Genomic DNA, 15265 nt, shown 5'->3' on the forward strand with positions numbered 1-15265 from the left:
CTGACTCCGTCCCCTGGGTTCATTACCGGTTCAGCTCGCTCTGGGGACCGTCAGAGTGGTGGTTTCTGATGATGCTGTCGATCACCTGCTTGTCACAGGCAGGAAGGTCGCCCGGTACTGTATTCTTAACGCTGGAGGTTGCATTTCCGTAGAAAAGAGCTTTCTCCACATCATTATATTCAAGAAGTCCGTACAAAACTCCCGATACATATGCATCTCCCGAGCCGATCCTGTCGATTACGTCAATGCCTTTGTAGGGCTCTTCTGTATAGAACTTATCTTCCTTGGCGCTGTAGATGGTTGAAGTAAAGTTATGCTTTTTGGGGCTTATTACTTCGCGCTGGGTTGTGCAGACAATCTCTACCGGATAATCCTGAGTGTAGCTCTTCATGATATCGGAGAGCTCACCCTCTTTTTGCATCATGCGCCTTGAAGTCTCCTCGGAAACAAAGAGAACATCAACATATGGCAGAATGCTCTTGATGGCTGTCCTTGCCTCTTCTTCACTCCAGAGGTTTGCTCTGTAGTTGCAGTCAAAAGACACCTTCGCTCCGGCTGCCTTAAATCTCTTTATCATCTCTGTGGTTACTTCGCAGGTATTCTTGTTGAGCGCCAGCGTTATACCACTGGTATGGAACATTCTTGTATTGGAATATACACTCTCAGGAATTTCATCAAGGCTTATCCTTGTGATAGAGGAATTCATTCGGTCATAGACAATGGAGGGCTTTCTGGGCGCAGCTCCATTTTCGTAGTAATAGATACCAAGACGAGCCTCAGGGGCATCGTCATAGATAAGATAATCATCTGAAACACCCTCAAACCTTATCCTGTTTTTGATAAAGGTTCCGAGAGCATTCTTTGGAAGCCTCGATATAACGCCGGTGCGCAGGCCCAAAAGAGCTACACCGGACGCCACATTGAGCTCGGATCCGCCGGCACGTTTATCAAACACATCTCCCCTTGTCATTAGTTCGTAATTGGGTGGAGAAAGTCTAAGCATAATTTCTCCAAAGGTCAAAAGATCAAATCTTCCATCTCCCATAGCCGGCCTCCTTATTCACCATCAAAACTACAGACTATCTGCAGACAACTATATGATAATATATGAGAAATGCAAGTGTAAGAGCTTACATTGTTGATAATATGGATTATTTTGAACAAAAAAACAGGGGATAAAACTTATCCCCTGGAAGTATCTCTGTCATTATATTTTGAGAGCACGACTTCGCCCTTCTTTAATGTCTCTTTTACATCAATGACTCTCTGGTTTGAGGAGCCGCGAAATCTCAGCATCAGGTCTTTCTTATCAAGCATGAACTCTCCGTCCACCAGGACATCAGTCAATGCAAGGATTGCATCTGTATCTTCCCCATGGCACCTCTTGTTGTCCGAATCTGTAAGCTCCTCCCACAGATACCCCGAATAGATCCAGATTGTAGCCTTTGGGACTTCCTTTTTGATCCTCTCAAGAAGCGGTCTTATCTCTTTCTGGTTTACTATCTCCATGGGCTCTCCCCCAAGAATTGTAAGGCCGTCAATATATCCCGGCTTAAGGGACTCAACAAGGTCGTCCTCAACCTCTTTTGTATAAGGCTGACCGTAATTAAAGTCCCAGGTCATCTCATTAAAGCACCCCTTGCAGTGATGAGTACAGCCCGATACGAAAAAGGCTGTTCTGCATCCCACTCCGTTGGCAACATCATTGTAATAAACCTGTCCGTAATTCATAGCTTCGATCCTCTAAATTACAATACAAGCCGGACTTTATCCGCCCGGCTTGTATCTGTATTTCATACTTTTTCAATAACCCCCAAGCGATACCTTACACGGGTTCGCCATTAAACAATTATCAGCAGGAAATCTTAGGATTGGACATGTGAAGAACCCTCTCCTTGATCTCCTGAGTACGTCCCTGATTCCAGAACTGGGTTCCTATATATCCGCAGGTACGTCTTGCAACGTTCATCTTGTTCTGATCACGGTTGCCACAGTTAGGGCATTCCCAGATGAGCTTGCCGTCTGTATCGGTAACAATCTTGATCTCTCCGTCATATCCGCAGCACTGGCAGTAATCTGACTTGGTGTTGAGCTCTGCGTACATGATGTTCTCATATATGTACTTCATAACAGAGATAACAGCCTCAATGTTGCTGTTCATATCAGGAACCTCAACGTAGCTGATAGCTCCTCCCGGTGAAAGAGCCTGGAACTCAGCTTCAAACTTAAGCTTGGTGAAAGCATCGATCTGCTCTGTTACGTGTACGTGATAGCTGTTTGTAATGTAGTTCTTGTCAGTAACCTCAGGAATGATTCCGAATCTCTTCTGAAGAGCCTTGGCAAACTTGTAGGTTGTTGACTCAAGAGGAGTTCCGTAAAGTGAGAAGGATACATTCTCTTTAGCACGCCATGCTGCGCACTTGTCGTTGAGGAACTGCATAACCTTAAGTGCGAAATCCTTACCTCTTGGATCGGTGTGGGATACACCCTTCATGTACTTGGTACACTCGCAAAGTCCTGCATAGCCAAGGGAAATTGTTGAGTAGTTTCCGAAAAGAAGCGGATCAATCTTTTCACCCTTCTCAAGTCTTGCAAGTGCTCCGTTCTGCCAAAGGATAGGAGCTACATCTGAAGGAGTACCAAGGAGTCTGTTGTGTCTTGCCATCAGTGCTCTGTAGCAAAGCTCACATCTCTCATCGAGGATCTGCCAGAATCTGTCCTCATCCTTAGCTGATGAACATGCAACATCAACGAGGTTAAGGGTTACAACACCCTGGTTGAATCTTCCGTAATACTTGTGTGTTCCTTCTGTATAGTTCTTGGCCTTAGCCTTATTTCCTGCGTTGCAAAGTCCCTCTGCAAGAGCTTCATTATCAGGTGTAAGGAATGATCTGCATCCCATGCAAGGATAAACATCACCCTTCTTGAGCTCTTTCATCTTCTTGGCTGAGATGTAATCAGGTACCAGTCTCTTGGCTGTGCACTTAGCTGCCAGCTCTGTGAGGTACCAGTACTTGGAATCCTCAGTGATGTTGTCCTCGTCGAGAACATAGATGAGCTTAGGGAATGCTGGTGTTATAAGCTGACCCTTCTCGTTCTTGACACCGTAGATACGTTGCCTTAGCATCTCTTCGATTACCATTGCAAGGTCGTCTCTCATCTGTCCCTCAGGAACTTCATCGAGGTACATATATACTGTAATGAAAGGAGCCTGACCGTTTGTGGTCATAAGTGTGATTACCTGATACTGGATAACCTGGCATCCTCTCTCGATCTCTTTCTTAACTCGCATCTCTGCGATCTCATCAACCTGTTTCTTGTTGATCTTCATGCCGGCTGTCTCGAACTCAAGAGCAACTTCCTTGCGGAATTTCTGTCTGCTGACATCAACAAAAGGAACCAGGTGTGAAAGTGTGATGGACTGTCCGCCGTACTGTGAGCTTGCGATCTGTGCAATTGCCTGAGTTGCGATATTGCAAGCAGTTGAGAAGCTCTTGGGACGCTCGATCATGGTCTCGGAGATAACGGTTCCGTTCTGAAGCATATCCTCAAGGTTTACCAGACAGCAGTTGTGCATGTGCTGTGCAAAGTAGTCAGCATCATGGAAGTGGATAAGACCTTCCTCGTGTGCCTTAACAACATCATCGGGAAGAAGGAATCTCTTTGTGATATCCTTACTTACTTCGCCTGCCATATAGTCTCTCTGAACGCTGTTAACAGTAGGATTCTTGTTGGAATTCTCCTGCTTAACCTCTTCGTTGCTGCACTCAATAAGAGACATGATCTGCTCATCGGTTGTGTTGGACTTTCTAACCAGAGCATGTTTATAACGATATGTGATATATTTCCTTGCAACCTCAAACTTGCCGGACTTCATCAGGCCATCCTCAACCATGTCCTGAATCTCCTCCACGCTGGCTGCACGGGTAAGAGAGGCGCACTGTTTTTCAACAGCTTTCTCGATGTCACTGATCTGACCGTCTGTCAGCTTCTTCTCCTCAGTAACCTCATTGTTGGCCTTTTCAATCGCAGCGATAATCTTGCTGCCGTCAAAGGCAACTTCTTTTCCGCTTCTCTTTATTATCTTCATAACTAACCCCTTTCCTTTCGAAACACCTTCCGTCCACAATATCTTGTGGTCACATAAATATGATAATACATTATATGGGATAATTCAAGCTCAAAAATTTCGAACTTTTTCCAGGCGCAAATGCAGTCTTTTCAGGTGTTCCAGCGTTTCTCCCCCGGTTATCTCTTTTCCGGAAAAATAATATTCCGTGTTTTTCATCCACGACATTTCGTTATCTTTGTCAAAAGACATATCTATATCTTGTGCCATATCCAGAGAAAGAACATCTGCAAGATGTCTTACCGTTCCTCTGTTGCCGTCTATCAAAAGAGTCTCCTGCCCGAAATACTCTCTGTAGAGAGGCTTAAAGTAATTAAAGTGGGTGCACCCAAGAACCAGTGCGCAGTACTTCTCTTTATCAAAAGCCCCGAACTGCTGGGTTATATACTCTCTTACAGCCTCGGATTCAAACTCTTCCCGCTCTGCAAACTCCACAAGCTTAGGCATCGCCAGTAGGTCAACCCTGTGATCTTCGTCAACTCTGTGGAGCAGATCTTTAAGCTTATCCTGCCTTATGGTGACAGGCGTTGCGATGACCATGATTCGCTTGCCTTCAGTACCTTCTACCGCAGGCTTAACTGCCGGCTCCATTCCAAGTATCGGAATGTTGTAGTTCTTGCGAAGCTCCTTGATGGCAACGCTGGTGGCTGTATTACATGCAACTACAATTGCTCCGGCTCCCTTTTCTATAAGAAAGTCCGCTATCTTGGTTGCATAGCCGACTATCTGCTCCGGGGTCTTGGTCCCGTAGGGCACATTTTCAGTATCCGCATAAAAAATGAATTCCTGTTTCGGAAGCAGGTGATACGCCTCGTGCAAAACCGAGAGGCCTCCGATGCCGGAATCAAAAATTCCTATCTTCATATTTCTTTTTCCTCTGTGTTACAATAAACTCATGAGTGAAAAAATATTTGATGAACTTCAAAAACTGTATGACAACTCAAAGGTCGGTGCGCTGGTTCAGGAGATCTGCGAATACTACGCAACAAGAGTCGGATATGAGGATGATTCCTACGAGGATGAGATAGAACCTCACGAGATCGTGGAATCCGCTTATATTCTCTTTTGTCTCCAGTCCAGAGAGCAGATCCTTGATGAGTTTGCTATTGTCAGAAAAAGGTATCCAACTCTCTATGAGCCTGTCGGAGCATTCCACAACAACCTGCTGATCAACATGGATTATGGCAGGCTTGAAAGTGAATGCGCTGCAAGGATTGCCAATTACGCCAAGGACACCACAGAAAAAGAGGTTCTCTCTCACGTAGAAACCTTCGCACGTTCAAGCGAAAACCTCTCTGAAGGTCTTGATAAGTTTTATAGCTGGCTCCACACAAGGAGCCGTTAAAACCACTGAATAGCTTCAGTGGTTTTTATTTTTCCTTGAGATACTTCATGGAGGCATAAACCTGCTGCCCGTCGACTTCAACAAGGGCCCAGGAGCCATCCTCCGAAACAGCTATTCTCTTAAGTTCATCGCCTTCCGGAACCATTCCGACAACAGTCTCGCTGCTCTCAGAACTTGGCACGGAACGGATATTTAAGGTGCTTGCACCGGTAACTACCACCGTGTCATTCTTTTCCACAAATCCGGCAGGAATCGCAACAGCTACACTTGCAGCAGGCGCTTCATCCGGGTCAGGCGCCAGGTACCTGTCATAAACCTTGACCTTAAGAAGCATGGCGATAAAGGCAAGGATCACAACTCCGGTAATAATTGAGGCTATGCGCACCACAAGCTTCATGCTCGCATCGCCGTCATCGCCATCCTCATCCTCTTCATAGTACTCCTCATCACCGTCATACTCTTCATCGTAGTCCGGCTCTTCCTCAGGCTCATACTGCTCCCTTGGTGGTCTCCTTCTTGGCTCGGGATCTCTCTCACGCCTCTCCTTGCGTGGTCTGTCCTCTTCCGCCTCCCTTGCCGGCGCTTTGGGCGCAGACTCTCCCTGCTCCTTCTGGCGCTGACGAATGTACTCTTCTCTCTCTTCAGCGCTGAGGAACTGATAAGGATCCTCAATCTCGATGTTCATTGTATCCTGAGATACAGGCTCCGGTGTTACAGCTTTATTCTTATAGTCTTCAAAACTTGTGATCTTGTCTGACAAAACTTTTCCCCCGGTCTCCTTAAAAAGTGCTGGCTTTTTAGGCCAGCACTTTGTCGATTATTCCCTGTAATTTTGCTTTGTTAAGTGCTCCGACTGCTGTCTCCACAACCTCGCCGTTCTTAAAGAAAGCGAACATTGGAATTGACATTACTTTGTACTTCTGAGCGATATCAGGTGACTGGTCAACATTGATCTTACCAACCTTAAGTTCCCCTTCGTACTCCTCTGCGAACTCGTCGATCATTGGAGCCATCATTTTGCAAGGGCCGCACCAGTCTGCTGAAAAATCAACAAGCACCGGCAGTTTGCTCTTAAGCACTTCTTCTTCGAAATTCTGGCTGTTTAATGTGTAGTCCATTTAGATTACTCCCCTTTCTTTCTGCTGATTATGTATTTGTAGATGGGGTTTCCTTGCCCCGAAAATCGTTCTTCGTACTCTGTCATTACATTGCCGGCGTTCATCACTTCGTCATGGTGAAGGTCACGTGTCACGGCATCCAGGTGCCATCCGGCCGGCTCAATCTCTTCAAGAGCGAAATTGAAAAGATCCTCATTGTCCGTCTTGAACTCAACCACTCCATCAGGTACCAGGATCTGATCATAACGCTTTAAGAACTCTCTTGACGGAAGCCTTCTCTTGGCGTGTCTGTCCTTGGGCCATGGATCCGAGAAATTCAGGTATATCCTGCCAACTTCTCCCGGTGCAAAGACTTCTGTTATGGTCTCCGCATCCATTCTGATGAAGATGATATTCGGCAAAAGAAGCTGCTCCTGTTTCTGAATAGCCCTTAAAAGAACACTTGAGTATTTCTCGATTCCAACGTAGTTGATATCAGGATGAAGAGCTGCCATATCCATAAGGAATCTGCCCTTACCCATGCCTATCTCAATATGTATATCGTTGTCATTTCCAAATACCTCTTTCTTCCAGAGGCCTTTTTTCTTCTCAGGATCCTTGACGGTAAAGCTTGAGTCGGCTATTACTTCTCTCGATCCTGCAATATTACGTAAACGCATTTTCTTTCCTGCCTGTAAATCTATTAATAAGAATTTTACACCATTTGCCCGAAGTTTGGAAGTATTGTATTATAAGCTTGTCATGAAGACTACACATAATAACATAAGAAGAAATTTAATATACAAGGCATTTATCACATTCTTTGCGATACTCTTTCTTAGCGTATCCGTCTGTGATGTGTCTTTTGCTGCAACGGACTACGAGGCAGAGGCTCAGCTCCGCAAGGAACTGCCCATTCAGTCCAATGATATAAACGCCTGGCCCCATGGCCCTGAGATCACTGCAGAAGCTGCAATTGTCATGGAAGCCGGCACAGGAACCATCCTCTATGCCAAGAATATAAATGAAGAGCTCTATCCCGCCAGTACCACCAAGATCATGACCTGTCTTTTGGCGGTGGAGAATGCCTCTCTTGCAGACGAGATCTCTTTTTCCGACGAGGCAGTATTCTCCGTTCCAAAGGGAGGCTCCAACATCGGAATGGATGTGGGGCAGTCCATCACCTTAGAGCAGGCTCTTTACGGAATCATGGTCGGCAGTGCCAACGAGGTGGCCAATGCCGTCGCTGAGCACGTAAGCGGAAGCATCTCAGCATTTGTTGACCTGATGAATGAGCGGGCAAAAGAGCTTGGCTGCACCAACACACACTTCTCAAACACCAACGGTCTCCAGGCGGATGATCACTACACCAGCGCCTACGACCTGGCCCTTATTGCAAGAGCTTTTTTCTCAAACGAGCTTTTGTGCAAAGTCGGAAACACAGCAAGATACCACTTTGAAGCCACAGATACTCAGCCCGATGACTTTTATCTGAACAACAAGCACAAGCTAATAAGCGGAGAGATGACCTACGAAGGTATTGTAGGTGGTAAGACAGGTTATACGGACCTTGCAAGAGAGACCCTTGTAACCTGCGCAGAAAAAGACGGCCTTAAACTGATCTGCGTGGTGCTGATGGAGGAGTCACCCTCCCAGTTCACCGATACCGTTACACTGTTTAACTACGGCTTTAATAACTTCAAGGCCGTTAACGTAGCGGATGAAGATGGCAGATATATGCCCGACGATTCACTGTTCTTTGAGTCAGACAGGGACGTGTTCGGAAGATCCGGAACCATATTAAAACTCAGCAGAAACGATCAGATCATAATCCCCAAGACCTCTTCCATCGAGGATACGGATTATGAGATCCTCTACGACCTGACGGATGAGGAAAAGAGTCTGATCCCCACTGCCATTGCCAAAGTTGCCTACACCTTTAACGGCGCACCTATAGGTAATGCCTACGTATGCTATTCACCGACGTCAAAAGATGCTGCTGAAGATTTGGCGTCTTCTGATAAGACCATATTTATAAATGTGAAGATACTCCTTGCGATTGCCGGCGCGATACTTATTCTTGCGACTATCATCGGCTCCATTACGACCCTGGCCGTTTCAGGGAAAAAGATGTACACCAAAAACGATAAGCTTCGCTACAACCGCAGGAAAAAAGAATACAAAAAAACAAAGTTTAAATCAAAAAAGTTTTAAGACTGTGAGGGAAGAATATGATATACGAAGAATTTACCATTAAAGAAAACGGCTCCCTTGAAGGAGCCAAGCTGACAGTATATATCCAGCAGTATTCCGAATCGCTGAAGATCAATGATCGTCCTCTTATTCTGCTCTGCCCGGGAGGAGCCTATGCCTACACTTCAGACAGAGAGGCAGAACCCATTGCCCTTGCATTTATGGCAAAGGGTTACCACGTTGCAGTACTTAGATACTCCTGTGCTCCGGCAGTTTTCCCGACTGCTCTTATGGAGCTTGGAAGGAGCATTCTTCTTATAAGAGAGCATGCAAAAGAGTGGCACGTCAAGGAAGATTCCATCGTCATTCAGGGATGCTCCGCCGGCGGACACCTTGCTGCAAGCTATGCCTGCAACTGGATGAACGACTTTTTGGCAGACGGAATGAACATCACCTATGCTGACAGAATAAAGCTTCGTCCCAACGGTCTTATGCTCTGCTATCCTGTTATTACTTCGGGGAAATTTGCTCATCATGACTCCATTAAGAATCTTCTTGGAGACAACTACCATGAGCTGAAAGAAATGATGTCCCTGGAAAATGCTGTTAATGAGCATGTTCCAAGGACATTCATATGGCACACATTTACTGATGCTGCCGTTCCGGTAGAAAACTCACTGCTATTTGCAACTGCCCTCAGGGCACATGATATTAACACTGAGCTCCATATATTCCCGGATGGCTGTCACGGCCTCGCTCTGGCTAATGAGCTTACAGCAAGTCAGGAGATGAAGGAGATTGCTCCTTGTGCTGAGCCGTGGATCGATCTTGCTGCTACCTGGATGAAAAAGTACTGGTAATTACATAATTCCTTCTACGAATTCTGCTACCTTCTTCATATCAGCTGTAGGCTCAAAGCGGGCAACAACATTTCCCTCTCTGTCTACAACGAACTTTGTGAAGTTCCACTTGATCTCAGGATTGTTCTTGTAATCCTTGTCGATCTTCTTGAGCATTACACCCATAGCAAGGGCTGCAGGGCCTTTTCCAAATCCCTCAAAGCCCTTCTGGCTCTTTAAGAACTTGTAAAGAGGAAGTGCTCCCTCACCATTAACTTCAGACTTCTTCATCTGAGGGAACATTGTGTTGTAATGAAGCTGGCAGAACTCGTGGATCTCTTCGTCTGTTCCGGGTGTCTGTCCTGCGAACTGGTTGCAAGGGATGTCAAGGATCTCAAGTCCCTTGTCATGAAGCTTCTCATACATAGCCTCGATATCTTTATAGTGTGGTGTGAATCCGCAGCCTGTTGCTGTGTTTACTACAAGCACTACCTTGCCCTTGAAGTTCTCCATTGAAACTTCATTTCCCTGTGCATCTGTTACTGAATAATCATAAAAGCTCATGGTAAATCCTCCTTTTGAATTCCATAAACAACTGTATCTACTGTATCCAAAGGCTCGATATATTTATTTGCATATATATCTGCTTGTCTCTGTATACAATCATATTGTGCACAATCTATTTTGTCAATACCTGTTGCAAATATTTTTTTCTCCTCTTATGATTAATCCATGAGTAACTATATTGTCTTTGACCTTGAGTGGAATCAGGGTGATGCGCCGGTGACGAAGGATAACAAGACACTGGTCTTTGAGATCGTTGAGATCGGCGCTGTTAAACTAAATGAAAAAAGAGAAAAAATTGATGAGTTCGCAAGACTCATTAAACCTCAGGTCCACAAGCACATGCACCGTATCACCGGTAAGCTCATCCACCTCTCTATGGAGGACCTTGAACAGGGAGAGCTTTTTCAGGATGTAGCAAAAGAGTTTTTGGAGTGGTGCGGGGATGATCCCAAATTCTGCACCTGGGGACCACTTGATCTTACGGAATTCCAGCGCAATCTGGATTTCTTTGGCATGCCTCTTTTATCCGACAGGCCACTAGCCTTCTATGATGTACAGAAGCTCTACAGCCTGGCCTTTGACAATGGCAAATCCAGAAGGGGACTCGAGTCTGCCATCGACGAGCTTGGAATTGAAAAGGACATTCCCTTCCACAGAGCACTTGCAGATGCTGAGTACACGGCCAAGATCTTCGGGCGCCTTGGAGAAAAAGCCCTTACCAGGATCTCTTTTGACACCTATGTAACCCCCAAGACCAAGAAGCAGGAAATACGGATAACCTTCGACAACTACGAGAAGTACATCTCCCGTGAGTTTGCCAACAAGGAGGATATCCTTGAGAATATCGAGATCATGAGCACCAAGTGCTACCTCTGTAAAAAGAACCTTAAGAGAGTCGTTAAGTGGTTCTCCCCCAACGGCAAGCACTACTACTCCGTCGCCTACTGCGAAAAGCACGGCTATATGAAGGCCAAGGTGCGCATCAAGAAGGCAGAAAACGACAAGCTCTATGTGGTCAAGACCTGCCGGTTCATCTCAGGCGAGGACATGGACGATCTTAAAAAGAAACACAGGAAAATAAAAAAGAGACTAAAAAGCAAGGACAATGACGACTGATATGGATTTTCAGCTTACAACCCTGTGCTATCTCGAGCGCGATGATAAGTACCTCATGATGCACAGGATTTCCAAAAAGAATGATATAAACAAGGACAAATGGATCGGTGTAGGCGGTCATTTTGAAGGCACCGAGAGCCCTGAAGAATGCGTTAAAAGAGAAGTTTTTGAGGAGACAGGCTTTGATATTCCCTTAGAGGATTTTGCCTACAGAGCAGTGATCACCTTTGTTTCCGACAAGGGCGATTATGAGCTGATGAGTCTTTTTACTGCAAAGTGTCCTGATGGCAAGCCCAAAGAGTGCAGCGAAGGTAAGCTCGAATGGGTTAATAAGAAGGATATTTATGATCTCAACCTTTGGGAAGGAGATAAGATTTTCTTTAAACAGCTTGAAGAGAGCAGAGATTTCTTTTCCCTGAAAATGGCCTACGATAAAGAGGACAATCTAAGGCTCGCAATCTTAAACGGGAAGGAGCTTACACTTGGAAGAAAAGAGCTTTGAATTTCTTGCAGGAAGAGTCAGGGATCTGGCAAACAGAGCTTACCAGAACGGTTTTGTGACCCACACGGATTTCCTATCGCTCTCTGAGCTATCTCACTTTTATAAGATGCTCGCATCCGAGGGTGTATCGTCAAATGTCCATGAATACTGCGGCTCTCACTACGTGATCTACGGAGGCTTCGACGACGCCGAGAGGGCAATGATATGTTTCCTTCCGGATTATATGGATGAGGAAACGTTTTTGTTATCGGAAAAGGCTGAGCCATCGGTTTTATCCTGCGTACACATAACACCACTTAACAGCAAGTTCTCCGATGACTTAAATCACAGGGATTATCTTGGTTCTCTTATGAACTTAGGAATAGAGCGTGATCAGATCGGCGATATACTGACCGGAGACAAAGAGGCTTTTGTCTTTGCCACCACTGAGATTGCAGAAATGATCTGCAAAGAGCTGGTCAGGATAAGACACACCTCCGTAAAATGTGAAAAGGTCAGCTCAGCTGACTGCGACATAAGACCTACCTTTGAAGAGATTGGCGGAAGTGTTGCCTCTGAGAGGTGCGATGCCATCATTGCTTTTGTATACCACTTATCGAGAAGTGAAGCCCAGAAGCTCATTGAGGCAGAATCAGTCTTTATAGATGGAAGGACAGCTTACAGCGGAGGTTACGACTTAAAGCCCGGGAGCAGGGTTTCAGTAAGAGGTCACGGAAAGTTCATCTACGACGGATCATCCGGAACCACCAGAAAAGGAAGACTATTTGTAAACGTAAGGAAATTCGTATAATACTAAAAGCAAAATAAAGCCACCACTTCAAAACTGAAGTGATGGCTTTTATTATGGTCTAATTTACTCTACTTCAAAGGCCTCTGACCAGTAATCCTGACCATAGATATCAGTGAATCTGTAGGTTACGAGTGCCTTTCCGTCGCCAAGGTAGGTGTTGCTGATCTTCATGTCAGACATGCTGCCCTTAACGGTCATGGGCTCACCAAGATAGTAGCTGTCCTGATAGGTCTTGTCATATCCGTAGTAGTCACATACGAAGTCGATGACATCTCCCTCTGCAAGCTCTGTTGTGTTCTTGGCTATTGTCTCTGTCTCGCCATCTACGTAGTCGTAGCAAGCACCTGCCACATATCCGTCCTCATTCTCAGAATCAAATACCAGGATGAGGTTACTTCTTACATCGTTGATGTAGCATGGAACACGGCCTGTTATTGCATAACTGTCTTCTGTTCCCTGAATGTCGATAACGTAGTAAGCAACAACCTGTCCGTCTATTGAGATCCAGGTCTTATCGTTCTGGGTCTTAAGATTGCCGTCCTCATCAAAATCAAATATGTTATCAAGTCCAAGATCCACATAGCCTTCGCCATCATCGTAAAATACGTTGAGGGCCAGATCCTGAACCAATCCCCACTGATCTTCCGAGAGCTTTATGACATCCTCGCCTGCATCATTTGTGCTCCAGAAAAGAGCTGATGAATTAAATTTATGCTCCGCGATGTAGCTTGCTGCCTTCTCAACATCAAGGCTCTTGCCGATGAATGCTCCGCTGGAAGGAGTAAGTCCCGATACACTGCTAAAGTCGCTGGATAAGAAGCTGGTAAGAAGCTGAGTTATAAGCTCTGCTGAACCTGCTCCGTTACTGCTTGCGCTTCCCGAGAAGTCTCCGAAGATCGATCCTACAGGAGTTCCTGTAGCACTTCCGCCTGCTGCCACCTGACCTGCTGTACCCATTGAAGCAAAGCTACTGATGCACTTAGCATAGTCCTCATCCATTCCGATGTCGTCATACTCGTGGAGCATGTTCTGGACGCTTCCTGACTTCTTGTAAGGGAAGTAGATTGAAAGGCCGTATGCATTTGTCATGTTGGAGCTGGTTCTGTTGTACTTAATAGCATCCCTTAAGGCTGATGCAAGCTCTTTTGACTCAGCAGTATCCATGCGGGTTGCAAAATCCACAAGGTCAACCTGGTCGATCCTTGCCTGAGCAAACTCTCTTGTACTGCTTCTTGCACCTGATACGGTCTGGAAGTCATTTCCGTTTATCATCTCCGATGTATCCCTGGAGAAATCTGCCAGTTCCTGGGGCACTGTTTCTGAGAGCTCTGAGAGGTCTATGAGAGAAAGAGTGGTCTTCTGTCCCGGGCAGTTCCTTGCGCAGGCATCGGTAAAGTCATCGATGATATTCTTACCGATCTGAGTGGTCTCCATGGATGTGTTCTTGCCAAGAGCTGAAAGCCAGTTTGTGTAATACCAGCCGATACCGGGCTCAGTCTCCTCGGAAGCTACGAGGTAATCTGCATAATTTGAAACAACAAGGGCATTTTCTACTGTTGCCATAAGGCAGGTATCAAAGCCCACCATGTCAAAGGTTACTCCGCCGTCCTTCAGGGCCTTATTTATTCCGCCAAGAGACATTGCTCCTGCCTGAGGGAATTTCTCATCATAGCCGTATCCTCCGGTGGATCCTCCGCCGTGATCCCAGAAGATAAGGATATTTCTGTTTGCCGGGAAGTTCTTGGATGCCCAGCTGATATAGCTTGAGAGTGTCTCAGGCTTGGTCATGGCAACATTTCCAAGGTTGTCCTTAAGGAGTTTCATGTTGCCGTTCTTTATCTGATATATCTGGTTGGTGGAGCTTGATACAACGTTGTTCTGCCACTGCCTTGCTCCGCCTGTATATACGATGAGGTTGATGTTATCGCCGAGGTTTGCGCCGATCATCTCCTGAAGGTCCTTGCTGGCCATTGCGCTTCTGGACTCAAGATCTGCTCCGCACATATAAACCATGATGGTTACTACGTCATCACCGTTGCCCTTGATTACTGTTCTCTTAGCGCGGGCCTTGGGAGATACAGATGTGTTGAGTCTTCCTGTGTTGGCATCTGAACTCCAGGCTGCTGATGAACCTGAACTTGCGCCTGAATAGGACCCATATCCGCCGCCAAGAAGAGATCCCAAAATGGACATTCCGGATGATCCGGATGAACCAAGTCCTGTTCCGGTGGATGTTGATGGTGTTGTGGTCGTAGTTGTGGCCGGCGTCGTCTGAGTCGTCTGAGCAGGAGCTGTGTACTGAGAAGTATCACTTATGCTGCTGCCTCCGCCTCCAAGGAAAGACGTAAGTCCTCCGCCGCCTCCGAGTACCAGAAATAAAACGATGATGATCATAAACAGCGGACTTCTGCCGCCGGATCTCTGGGGGCCTCCGCTTCCGCCTGATCCTGATGATCCCGATGAATAACCTGAACTGTTACCGACAGGGCCTGTGCCCAGTCCTTCGCCTCTTTTATGAACTCCGGAACCGCCTTCGGTGACATTTTTCTTTCTACCTACAGGTCTGTTTTCCATAATAGCCTCCCGTTTGTCAAAGATTGTCGTACATAGCTATTTTATCACATTCGCGATATATAAACATACTATAAACTTTACTGTTTATTCGTGGATAAAATTACCATAGCTTG

At 46.0% G+C, this 15265-nt stretch carries 15 protein-coding genes; 6 read left to right on the forward strand and 9 right to left on the reverse strand.

Features of this window, described 5'->3' with window-relative positions:
* Window positions 1-22: 22 nt before the first annotated feature.
* The 4 genes from G589_RS0105510 to murI all read right to left on the reverse strand — a co-directional run bounded on the left by G589_RS0105510 (window position 23) and on the right by murI (window position 4993).
* Complete coding sequence (locus tag G589_RS0105510) at window positions 23-1045, reverse strand: sugar kinase (protein WP_026521380.1); 1023 nt, start codon at window positions 1043-1045, stop codon at window positions 23-25.
* Window positions 1046-1182: 137 nt separating this feature from the next.
* On the reverse strand, window positions 1183-1731 hold the full coding sequence (gene nrdG, locus G589_RS0105515; RefSeq protein WP_026521381.1) for an anaerobic ribonucleoside-triphosphate reductase activating protein: 549 nt from the start codon (window positions 1729-1731) through the stop codon (window positions 1183-1185).
* Window positions 1732-1852: 121 nt separating this feature from the next.
* Window positions 1853-4090: an anaerobic ribonucleoside-triphosphate reductase gene (gene nrdD, locus G589_RS0105520; RefSeq protein WP_026521382.1), complete on the reverse strand. Its 2238-nt coding sequence runs from the start codon at window positions 4088-4090 to the stop codon at window positions 1853-1855.
* Between the two features lie 90 nt (window positions 4091-4180).
* Window positions 4181-4993, reverse strand: coding sequence for a glutamate racemase (gene murI / locus G589_RS0105525; protein ID WP_026521383.1), 813 nt, complete (start codon window positions 4991-4993; stop codon window positions 4181-4183).
* On the opposite strand from murI, the gene G589_RS0105530 reads away from it, so the two are divergent.
* Window positions 4965-5474 carry a hypothetical protein gene (locus G589_RS0105530; RefSeq protein WP_155832499.1) on the forward strand — a complete coding sequence of 170 codons (510 nt, stop codon included), beginning with the start codon at window positions 4965-4967 and terminating at the stop codon, window positions 5472-5474. The two genes, murI and G589_RS0105530, sit on opposite strands and share 29 nt — an antisense overlap.
* Window positions 5475-5499: 25 nt before the next feature.
* On the opposite strand, the gene G589_RS0105535 is transcribed toward G589_RS0105530, so the two are convergent.
* The 3 genes from G589_RS0105535 to trmB are packed head-to-tail and all read right to left on the reverse strand — an operon-like array spanning window position 5500 to window position 7251.
* The gene (locus G589_RS0105535) at window positions 5500-6234 is read right to left on the reverse strand and encodes an SH3 domain-containing protein (RefSeq protein ID WP_026521385.1); all 735 of its coding nucleotides are present in this window, start codon (window positions 6232-6234) and stop codon (window positions 5500-5502) included.
* Window positions 6235-6271: 37 nt separating this feature from the next.
* The gene (gene trxA / locus G589_RS0105540) at window positions 6272-6592 is read right to left on the reverse strand and encodes a thioredoxin (RefSeq protein WP_022764882.1); all 321 of its coding nucleotides are present in this window, start codon (window positions 6590-6592) and stop codon (window positions 6272-6274) included.
* 5 nt (window positions 6593-6597) lie between these two features.
* A complete protein-coding gene (gene trmB / locus G589_RS0105545; protein WP_026519157.1) occupies window positions 6598-7251 on the reverse strand; it encodes a tRNA (guanosine(46)-N7)-methyltransferase TrmB in 654 nt (217 codons plus the stop codon).
* An 82-nt stretch (window positions 7252-7333) separates the two neighbouring features.
* Here trmB and G589_RS0105550 point away from each other — a divergent pair, with 82 nt between their 5' ends.
* Both G589_RS0105550 and G589_RS0105555 read left to right on the forward strand, forming a co-directional pair.
* Entirely contained in the window at window positions 7334-8785 is a 1452-nt protein-coding gene (locus tag G589_RS0105550) for a D-alanyl-D-alanine carboxypeptidase family protein (protein WP_155832500.1), read from the forward strand.
* Window positions 8786-8802: 17 nt separating this feature from the next.
* Window positions 8803-9624, forward strand: coding sequence for an alpha/beta hydrolase (locus G589_RS0105555; RefSeq protein ID WP_026521387.1), 822 nt, complete (start codon window positions 8803-8805; stop codon window positions 9622-9624).
* Here the strand turns inward: G589_RS0105555 and G589_RS0105560 are convergent, their stop codons facing one another.
* On the reverse strand, window positions 9625-10167 hold the full coding sequence (locus G589_RS0105560; protein WP_022767952.1) for a glutathione peroxidase: 543 nt from the start codon (window positions 10165-10167) through the stop codon (window positions 9625-9627).
* 168 nt (window positions 10168-10335) lie between these two features.
* On the opposite strand from G589_RS0105560, the gene G589_RS0105565 reads away from it, so the two are divergent.
* The 3 genes from G589_RS0105565 to G589_RS0105575 are packed head-to-tail and all read left to right on the forward strand — an operon-like array spanning window position 10336 to window position 12578.
* Window positions 10336-11286, forward strand: coding sequence for a 3'-5' exonuclease (locus G589_RS0105565; protein WP_026521388.1), 951 nt, complete (start codon window positions 10336-10338; stop codon window positions 11284-11286).
* Between the two features lies 1 nt (window position 11287).
* Entirely contained in the window at window positions 11288-11788 is a 501-nt protein-coding gene (locus tag G589_RS0105570; protein ID WP_035775443.1) for an NUDIX hydrolase, read from the forward strand.
* On the forward strand, window positions 11769-12578 hold the full coding sequence (locus G589_RS0105575; protein ID WP_026521390.1) for a YlmH/Sll1252 family protein: 810 nt from the start codon (window positions 11769-11771) through the stop codon (window positions 12576-12578). The genes G589_RS0105570 and G589_RS0105575 overlap by 20 nt, the downstream gene beginning before the upstream one ends.
* A 63-nt stretch (window positions 12579-12641) precedes the next feature.
* Here the strand turns inward: G589_RS0105575 and G589_RS0105580 are convergent, their stop codons facing one another.
* On the reverse strand, window positions 12642-15152 hold the full coding sequence (locus G589_RS0105580; RefSeq protein WP_026521391.1) for a clostripain-related cysteine peptidase: 2511 nt from the start codon (window positions 15150-15152) through the stop codon (window positions 12642-12644).
* Between the last annotated feature and the right edge of the window lie 113 nt (window positions 15153-15265).

The sequence above is a fragment of the Butyrivibrio sp. VCB2001 genome, from assembly GCF_000423965.1.
Classification (GTDB): Bacteria; Bacillota; Clostridia; order Lachnospirales; family Lachnospiraceae; genus Butyrivibrio.

Bases quoted from the DNA above. Each gene is read 5' to 3' on its own strand.
- G589_RS0105555 (WP_026521387.1), top strand. From the start codon at position 8,803: ATGATATACGAAGAATTTACCATTAAAGAAAACGGCTCCCTTGAAGGA.
- G589_RS0105550 (WP_155832500.1), top strand. From the start codon at position 7,334: ATGAAGACTACACATAATAACATAAGAAGAAATTTAATATACAAGGCA.
- G589_RS0105530 (WP_155832499.1), top strand. From the start codon at position 4,965: ATGCCGGAATCAAAAATTCCTATCTTCATATTTCTTTTTCCTCTGTGT.
- G589_RS0105565 (WP_026521388.1), top strand. From the start codon at position 10,336: ATGAGTAACTATATTGTCTTTGACCTTGAGTGGAATCAGGGTGATGCG.
- nrdG (WP_026521381.1), bottom strand. From the start codon at position 1,731: ATGAATTACGGACAGGTTTATTACAATGATGTTGCCAACGGAGTGGGA.
- G589_RS0105570 (WP_035775443.1), top strand. From the start codon at position 11,288: ATGGATTTTCAGCTTACAACCCTGTGCTATCTCGAGCGCGATGATAAG.
- G589_RS0105510 (WP_026521380.1), bottom strand. From the start codon at position 1,045: ATGGGAGATGGAAGATTTGATCTTTTGACCTTTGGAGAAATTATGCTT.
- G589_RS0105580 (WP_026521391.1), bottom strand. From the start codon at position 15,152: ATGGAAAACAGACCTGTAGGTAGAAAGAAAAATGTCACCGAAGGCGGT.
- trxA (WP_022764882.1), bottom strand. From the start codon at position 6,592: ATGGACTACACATTAAACAGCCAGAATTTCGAAGAAGAAGTGCTTAAG.
- nrdD (WP_026521382.1), bottom strand. From the start codon at position 4,090: ATGAAGATAATAAAGAGAAGCGGAAAAGAAGTTGCCTTTGACGGCAGC.
- G589_RS0105560 (WP_022767952.1), bottom strand. From the start codon at position 10,167: ATGAGCTTTTATGATTATTCAGTAACAGATGCACAGGGAAATGAAGTT.
- murI (WP_026521383.1), bottom strand. From the start codon at position 4,993: ATGAAGATAGGAATTTTTGATTCCGGCATCGGAGGCCTCTCGGTTTTG.
- trmB (WP_026519157.1), bottom strand. From the start codon at position 7,251: ATGCGTTTACGTAATATTGCAGGATCGAGAGAAGTAATAGCCGACTCA.